The sequence below is a fragment of the Pseudomonas soli genome, assembly GCF_900110655.1.
In the GTDB taxonomy this organism is placed as follows: Bacteria; Pseudomonadota; Gammaproteobacteria; order Pseudomonadales; family Pseudomonadaceae; genus Aquipseudomonas; species Aquipseudomonas soli.
The window spans coordinates 24,007-31,483 of sequence record NZ_FOEQ01000020.1; the positions used below are offsets into that span (position 1 = coordinate 24,007).

Consider the following 7,477-nt stretch of genomic DNA (forward strand, 5'->3'; position numbering starts at 1 on the left):
CCCGTGCTCCTTCCCTAGAAACGCGTGTTGACTTCAAGTTGTAGCACATCGATGTCAAACGGCGCGCCGTAGACTGCCTCGCTACTCAACCAACGGGCTGTAGCGTAGACGTTGTCGGCCAGGCCGTAGTTGCCACCGAGGAAATAGCCCTTGGCGTTGGTGCCGCCGAGGTGGAAGCTCGAATCGTTGAACCCGTCCGGCAGCGCGTCAGGCTCGATGCGCTTGTAGCCGGCGAACAGGTTCCAGTCGCCGGCCTTGCGCATGTCCAGGGCGTTGCCCAGGGTGAACTGCAACATCCAGGCGTCGCCGCCGCTCTTGATGTTGCCGTTCTCGTCGATGTTGTTGGCCAGCTGGCCGGCCGAACGCTTGCGCATGTCGCCCTCGTCATAGGCCAGGTTGTGGATGTAGTTGGCCTGGCTGCGCAGCTTGAAGTCATGAGGCAAGTCGGCGTCCCACACCAGGTTCAGGTCGAGCAGCTCGAACTCCGAGGCGATGCCGACGAACTGCGGCTGCGGCGTGGCCGCCGGGTTGGCCGGATTGGGCGTGATGTCGCGCAGCAGGAACACCGTGTTGCCCTTCTGCATGAAGGTCGGCCGGGTTTCGTCGCTGTCACAGGCCGGCTGGCCATCCCAGGGCGCACAGGGGCTGGAGCGCTCGCCGGCGATGTCGTCGAAGCGGTAGTAGGCCATCGCGCCCTTGAGGCGGTGATGGTCGTTGAGCGCCCATTTCGCGCCCAGTTGCGCGCCGTACAGCCACTTGTTGTCGCTGTCCTCCTTGTCCAGGCCGTTGCTGCTGGCGCTGTCGTCGCTGTACTGCACAGGGAACGCGCCGACGGTGCCGAACAGGCTGAGGTCGCGGTTCAGCGGCTGGTCGAAGATCGCCGCCACACCATCGAAGTTGAGGTCGTGGGAATAGAGGATATCGGTGGACATGAACGGATTGGCGATGCGCCCGCCGGTCAACGTCAGTCGCTCGCTGGGCGTCCAGGTGACATAGCCTTGGTCGAGCCAGATGTCCTTCTTGCCGAAGCCGCCACCGAGGTTCTGGGTGGTCGACACTGGGTTGTTGTTGGAGCCGGTGGCGACGCGGATGCCGGCCACCCAGTTGTCCGCCAGCTGGGCCTTGAGGCCGAAGCGCGCGCGCAGGCGCAGGAGGCTGTCGCGGTCCTCGCGGGTGTTGAGCAGCGGCGGCAGGTTCGAGCCGCTGTTGGCGTTGACGTCGTACGGGCCCTTGTCGTTGAGCTTGGCGAAGTCGACGATCTCGTTGCTGTTGCCGTCGGCGTAGCCGCGCGATTCGTAGCGCAGGCGCAGGTCACCGTCGAAGCTGATGCGCGAGGCCCAGTCGGGGAAGGTGTTGGGCGCGGCCCAGTTTTCCTGCTTGGCGGTGTTCATCACCTCGGCCTTGATCTCGTCGCGGATCTGCTGGCGGACGATGGCCGGCACATACTGCACGCGCACCTCGCCGTTGGCCGCGGGGGCCTGGGCGACGATCGGCGCGGCGCTGACAGCCCGCGCCTGCTGGGCCTCGCGCTCGGCCTGGGCGATCAGCGCGTCGGCCTTGTCCTGCTTGAGCACGCCCTGTTCCACCAGCAGGCGGATCAGGTTGACGGTCGCGTTCTCCGACGGCGCGGCGTGGGCGACGGCCGGACCGACCGCGGTGGCGGCGGCCAGCAGGCCGAGCGCCAGGGTCAATCGGTTGACTGGGCACTTCATGGGTTTGCAGCTCCTGTGGGTCAGTCGTGCTTCGTTGTTCATGGCCGGCGCCCCTGCAGGGCGATCTTCACCGGCAAGGTCAGATTGGCCGGCGGGCGCTGGTCGAGGGCGCGGGCGCCGCGCAGGGCGGCGAGCACCTGGGCGTCCACCTCCGGCTCGCCGCTGCCGCGCAGCAGCTCGACCCGGGTGATCTCGCCGGCGGCGCTGAGCCAGATTTCGGCCTGCAGGTTGAACACCAGGTTGCGCAGCTCGGGGTTGTCGCGCAGCAGGCGCTGGAAGGCATAGGCCAGGTACTGGCTGTAGGTGCCGCTGCCCAGGCCGCCACCGCCGCCACCGGCCATGCCGCCGCCCTTGCCGGCCCCGACGTTGAAGCTGTCGCCGCCCGCTTGGGCGTCGCCGTCCATCTGCATGGGGTCGGCCAGGTCCTGGGCCGGGTCCGGCGCGTCCTCGGCGGGCTTGACCTCCTCGGCCTCGGGCACCGGCTGCGGCTCGACGATCTTTTCCTCGACCGGCGGTTCGGGCTCCTTGGGCGGCTCGGGCGGAGGCGGCGGTGGAGGTGGCGGCAGCGGGATGATCGCCGGCACCTTGGGCGCCTCGCGGCGCACCCCGGCCATGTCGTTGGCCCACTGCCACAGCAGCCAGGCCAGGCCCGCGCCAGCGACGGCGAGCACGGCCCAGGTCAGCAGGCGGCGGAAGTTGGCTTTAGGTTCCATGCCTGCCCTCACCCCTGGTTCGGCTTGCCGGTGACCAGCCCGACCTGGGCCAGTTCGAGACGGCGCAGCAGGTCGAGCACCTCGACCACCTTCTGGTACTGCACGCCCGCGTCACCGCGCACGATCAACGGGAAATCCGGGCTGCGCGCCTTTTCGCTGCGCAGGCGGTCCTCCAGCTCCTGCAGCGTCACCGGATAGGCATCGAGGAATACCTGGCCGGCATCGTTGATCGAGATCGCCTTGGTCTTGGGCTGGGCCAGCGACACCGTGGCGCTGGCCTTGGGCAGTTGCACCTGGATCCCGGAGACCTGCGCGGTGGCGGTGAGGATGAACATCACCAGCACCACCATCAGCACATCCACCAGCGGGGTGATGTTGATGCTGTCGACCGCGGCGTCGGCGTCGTCGTCTTGGGCGTTGTTCACGGATGCCATGGCTGCCTCCTCACGCCGGGATCGACGGGTTGACGCTGCGCCCGGCCGGACGCAGCGCCGCTTCACCGGCCTGGCCCTCGCCGTGCAGCTCGGCCAGGCGGGTGATGAACTCGTCGACGAACACCCGCATGTCAGCACTGACTTCGCGGTTGCGCGTGGTCAGGCGGTTGTAGCCGAACAGCGCGGGGATGGCGACGAACAGGCCCATGGCGGTGGCCAGCAGCGCCGCGGCCATGCCCGGGGCGATGGCATTGATGTTGACGTCGCCGGCCATGGCGGTGCCGAGGAACACCACCATGATCCCCAGCACCGTGCCCAGCAGGCCGATGTAGGGGCCGCCGGCGATGGCGTTGGACAGGGTCGACAGTTTCGAGGACAGCGCCTGGTTCTCGCGGGTGCGCACGCCGTCCATGGAGCAGCGAATGGCCTCGATGGTGGCCGCGGACACTTCACTGGTGTCGGCGCCCTGGGCGCGGCGGGTGCGGATTTCCTGCACCGCCACCAGGTACAGGCGCCACAGCGAGGAGTCGGTCAGCCGGTCATGCAGTTCGCGATCGTCGGCGAACTGCTCGAGGCGCGTGCCGACCGTGGCGAAACGCTCGCGAAAGCGCGTATTGGCGGCGGTGACGCGATTGAGCGTGCGCTGCTTGCGCAGCATGATCACCCACGACTGCACCATCATCAGCACCAGGACAGCGATGATCACCCAGGCGTCCACCGGCACCGCCTTGAGCAGGAAGCCCAGGCCGCCGAAGCCAAAACCGGATTGTTCCTCGTCGACGCCATAGACCACCAGGCGCGACTCGGCACCCTGGGCCAGCACGTCGGCCTGCAGGCTGGCCTGGCTGCGGGCGACGCGGGAAACACGCAGCTCGTCCAGGGCGCCGACAAAGGTCGCGTAGTGGCCGGCGGCCTCGCCCCCAGCCGCTGGCAGGTCGCCACCGATGCCGATGGCGCCGCTGAAGGCCGCCAGGCTCGCGGCCAGTCGCGCGACCGGCTGGCCTTCGACCAGCAGCGTGAGGTTACCGCCCTCGCCCACCAGTGCCAGGTGCTGCCATTGGCCGGCGCCGAGCGCCTGGTTGGCCGCGGCGCGCTGGCCGTCCACCTCGATGAAGGGCACGCCTTCGGCCAGGCCGAGCAGCAGGCTGTGGCCGGCCTCGCGGCGCGCCAGCAGCAGTTGCTCACCCACCGCCTGGTCCTGGCGCAGCCAGGTACTGAAGCTGAACGCCGCGCCCGCCGGCAGCTGCAGCGAGGCGCTGGCGGGCAGTAGCAAGGCTTGGCCACCGAGCTGGATGGCCCGGCCGATCACACCATCGACGCTGACCGTCGGCCCTTGCAGCTGGTTGCCATAAGGGCTGGCGTCACGGGCGGTGGCTCCGTCGAAGTGGTAGAGCGCGGTGTAGTCGGCGTCGAAGCTCGGCTGCCCGGCGGGTGCCTGGGCCTTGGGGTTGCCGTAGTACATCCACAGGTCCTGGCGCTGGCCGGCTTCTATACGGGGTACGTCGACCCAGATCAGCGCCATGCCCATCAGCGGATCGAACTGCTCGACATGATGGTTGAGCACGGTCTTGTCGTCGGCGGCGACGAAGCGGATGTCCGCGCCGGTTTCGCTGACGCCGTCGAAGCTGAAGTTGCCGGTGTGCAGACGCACCAGCAGCGCGGTGCGGCCCAGCGCCTGGGTCAGGCCGGCGCCCTGGGGCGTGGTGTCCACGGCGATCTGCTTGCGGTACATCCAGTCGTCCTGCCACCAGGCGCTGGCGCTGCCCGGCAGGGCGAAGCCCAGGCACAGCAGCAAGGTCAATATCAGGCGTTGCATGAGAGGTCTCCAGGCCGATGCCGGTCAGTAGGTCAATCGTTCAGAAAGTCGCCTGCACGCTGAAGTGCACGCGGGAAGCGTTCTTGTCGGTGTTGGGGCCGTCCTTGAGCGGCACGGCCCAGTCGAGGCTGCCGGACAACCAGTCGTTGAGCGTGGCGCGGGTGCCGACGCCGACGCTGGCCAGGCTGTAGCTGTCATCCTGTTCGGGCAGTGCGTCCTGCAGGCGCAACTGGGCGCCCTCGGCGAACAGGTAGAAGCGCCAGTCGCTGATGTAGCTGCCGACGTAGCGGCCAATGGATGGGGTGCGCAGTTCCTGGGAGAACAGCAGGCCGTCGTCCCCGGTGCGTTCGGCGGCGAGATAGCCGCGCACCGAGGTGGCGCCACCGGCGGCGAACTGCTCGTTCGACACCAGCGGCCCCGAGGCCAGCTGGAACGCCAGCTTGGAAGCGCTCTGCCAGGCGCCGGCGAAGTCGAAGGTGTAGCTGCCGTCGCCCTTGAGCGCGGCGAAGCTGGAGTCGGCGCGGTAGCGCTTGTAATCGAACTCGGTATCGTCGCTGCCATAGCCCAGCAGGCTGCGCGTCCCGGCCACCAGGCTCAGGCCGAGGCTCAACTGGTCCTGTTCGGTGAAGCGGTAGCCGGTATAGCCCAAGGTGATCGGGGCGTACTTGAGCGGGACCTTGTCGCTGCTGCCACCCAGGCCGACCTGTTCGTCGAAGTCCTTGAAGTCCACGCCGATCGACAGGGCGTTGGCCCAGGCGCCGACGCCCGGCAGGTTGTAGATCGCCGAAACGCCGTAGGAATGGCCCTTGCCCAGCACATTGGTGCCGCCCACCGTGGCGACATTGCTGTCGGAGTGGTAGCCGGAGAACTGCACGGTCCAGCGCTCGCTCAGCGGCGCGGCGTAGGACCCGGACCAGACCTCGGCGTTGTCACGGTCCTGGGGCGCGGTGAACCAGGTCAGCGAGACGCTGTGGCCTGCCTGCCAGAGGTTGTTGTAGCCCAGGCTGACGACACTGCGCAGCTTCTCGGTGTCGGCGCTGTGGTCGTTGTTCAAGCCCAGGCTCAGGTTCCAGGGTTGCTTATCCTCGACCTGCAGGTCGACGTCCATGGTGCCCGGGCGCTGGCCTTCGCGCACCAGCGGCATGACCTGCCGCCCCGGGGCACGGTTGAGCGTGGCCAGCTCGTTCTGTACCTGGGCGAAATCGGGGACCTTGCCCTCCTCCAACGCCGGCACCTGTTCACGGATCTCCAGCGGCGAATAATGCTTGGCGCCCACCACCCGCACGCGGCCGACCTTGGTTTCGCTCACCTGCAGGTAGACCACGCCGCCTTCGACCTTCTGCTCGGGCAGCTCGACGAACACCGACTGGTAGCCCCGGGCCTGATAGCTTTTCTGCAACGCCTCGCGGGCGCCTTCGAGGTCAGCCAGGGTCTTGTCCGGCCCCAGGTAGGGATAGACAGCCTCTTCGATGGCCTGGGCGTCGAGCACGGTGTTGCCGCGCACCACGTATTCATTGATCTCGACCCGGCGCTGCGCCTCGTCCGCGGCCACCTCGACCGCCAGCAGGCACAGCAGCGCCCCTGCGCCCATGCCGCATCGCTTGAAGAAAAAATGCTCCACACCGCCCCCTTGAGCGCCAGGAATTCGTTGGTTTGCTAGTGGTTGTCGCTGGTTGCGGGCTGGCCTTGGTGGCGGGCCAGCCAGCTGTGCAACAGGGCCAGGTTGAGGCTGAACTCGGGCATGGCCTGCAGGCTCGCGCCGAGCACTTCGTCGACCATGCGCTGCAGCAGGGAAACGGCCATGGCACTGCCCAGCAGCACGCCGAGGTCATGGCTGAACAGGCTGAAGTTCCACACCCGCGATTTCAGCTCCAGACCGGTGAACCAGCGGAACAGCAGGTTGTAGTTGAGCTGCTCGTAGAGCTGCTTCTCGCTGGGCACCGAATACAGCAGCTGCAGGAGCAGCACATGCATCAGCGTGCGCGGGGCGATGATCATGCCCTGCTGCTCGGCCAGCAGCGCCAGCGCGGGCTGGTGCGCGTCCAGCAATGCCTCTATGCGCGGCTTGAGCAGCGCCAGCGAATGGCCCGGCGGCACGCAGCTGGCCACCTCGCGCAGGGCGCCCTGCCAGTCGTCCTGGGAGACGATCCATACCCAGGGGGCGCCGTAGCGGTAGACCGAGACGGGCTGCTTGCGGGCGGCCTCGACGATCTTGGCCAGACGCTGGTCGAGCTCCTGCATTCCCACTTTCGTGTAGCGTTCCATAGTGCCCATTGCCCCGCTCCCAGGCCGGTTCTCAAGGCTTGATTGGCCTGGTGGCCAGGTGCCTTGTTGGTGTCCATGGCTTTGACGGGGGTGGCGGATTGCTACCGAAGTTTTGTCATGAAAGGTTCATCAGAGGGGGGTGGTTTCGAGGGGGTCGGGGTCGGGGTCGGGGTCGGGGTCGGGGTCGGGGTCGGGGTCGGGGTCGGAAGTGATTTTTTTGATTTTTGTTTGCGCATTCGTAGAAGATGTCGACATTTAGTCACCTTTTCGCCCTTACGGCGACCTACTTTTGTCTTGACAAAAGTAGGCAAAACCGTTCGGCTCCGTTCATACGGCCCCTACGCTTCGCTACGGGGTTCCCTCGCTCCGTTCTTGCTCCCGTGGGTACCGCGCTGTACGCCCCATCCTGGGGCGCAGCGCTCGACGGCCATCCATGGCCGTCGCCCCACTACGCAAGAACTCCACTCGGCCTCCTGAAGTCGCAATTGGTGGCGCCTGAACTATCGCGCACTTAGAAGCAAAATCAAAAGCAGATCA

Annotated in this window: 6 protein-coding genes; all 6 read right to left on the reverse strand. The window is 67.2% G+C overall.

Annotated features, from left to right (window positions below):
* Nucleotides 1-14: 14 nt before the first annotated feature.
* Complete coding sequence (locus tag BMY03_RS25290) at nt 15-1,712, reverse strand: putative porin (RefSeq protein ID WP_046855395.1); 1,698 nt, start codon at nt 1,710-1,712, stop codon at nt 15-17.
* A gap of 38 nt (nt 1,713-1,750) precedes the next feature.
* On the reverse strand, nt 1,751-2,425 hold the full coding sequence (locus BMY03_RS25295; RefSeq protein ID WP_046855394.1) for an energy transducer TonB family protein: 675 nt from the start codon (nt 2,423-2,425) through the stop codon (nt 1,751-1,753).
* A gap of 8 nt (nt 2,426-2,433) precedes the next feature.
* The gene (locus BMY03_RS25300) at nt 2,434-2,859 is read right to left on the reverse strand and encodes an ExbD/TolR family protein (RefSeq protein ID WP_046855393.1); all 426 of its coding nucleotides are present in this window, start codon (nt 2,857-2,859) and stop codon (nt 2,434-2,436) included.
* Nucleotides 2,860-2,869: 10 nt separating this feature from the next.
* Nucleotides 2,870-4,675 carry a DUF2341 domain-containing protein gene (locus BMY03_RS25305; protein ID WP_094012580.1) on the reverse strand — a complete coding sequence of 602 codons (1,806 nt, stop codon included), beginning with the start codon at nt 4,673-4,675 and terminating at the stop codon, nt 2,870-2,872.
* Nucleotides 4,676-4,715: 40 nt separating this feature from the next.
* Nucleotides 4,716-6,266 (reverse strand): ShlB/FhaC/HecB family hemolysin secretion/activation protein, encoded by a 1,551-nt coding sequence (locus BMY03_RS25310; protein ID WP_052062210.1) that lies wholly within the window; start codon nt 6,264-6,266, stop codon nt 4,716-4,718.
* A 65-nt stretch (nt 6,267-6,331) separates the two neighbouring features.
* Nucleotides 6,332-6,949 carry a transposase gene (locus tag BMY03_RS25315; RefSeq protein ID WP_177182957.1) on the reverse strand — a complete coding sequence of 206 codons (618 nt, stop codon included), beginning with the start codon at nt 6,947-6,949 and terminating at the stop codon, nt 6,332-6,334.
* Between the last annotated feature and the right edge of the window lie 528 nt (nt 6,950-7,477).

Excerpts from the sequence above, each read along its gene's own strand:
- BMY03_RS25310 (WP_052062210.1), bottom strand. The coding sequence starts at position 6,266 with ATGGGCGCAGGGGCGCTGCTGTGCCTGCTGGCGGTCGAGGTGGCCGCG.
- BMY03_RS25300 (WP_046855393.1), bottom strand. The coding sequence starts at position 2,859 with ATGGCATCCGTGAACAACGCCCAAGACGACGACGCCGACGCCGCGGTC.
- BMY03_RS25290 (WP_046855395.1), bottom strand. The coding sequence starts at position 1,712 with ATGAAGTGCCCAGTCAACCGATTGACCCTGGCGCTCGGCCTGCTGGCC.
- BMY03_RS25295 (WP_046855394.1), bottom strand. The coding sequence starts at position 2,425 with ATGGAACCTAAAGCCAACTTCCGCCGCCTGCTGACCTGGGCCGTGCTC.
- BMY03_RS25315 (WP_177182957.1), bottom strand. The coding sequence starts at position 6,949 with ATGGGCACTATGGAACGCTACACGAAAGTGGGAATGCAGGAGCTCGAC.
- BMY03_RS25305 (WP_094012580.1), bottom strand. The coding sequence starts at position 4,675 with ATGCAACGCCTGATATTGACCTTGCTGCTGTGCCTGGGCTTCGCCCTG.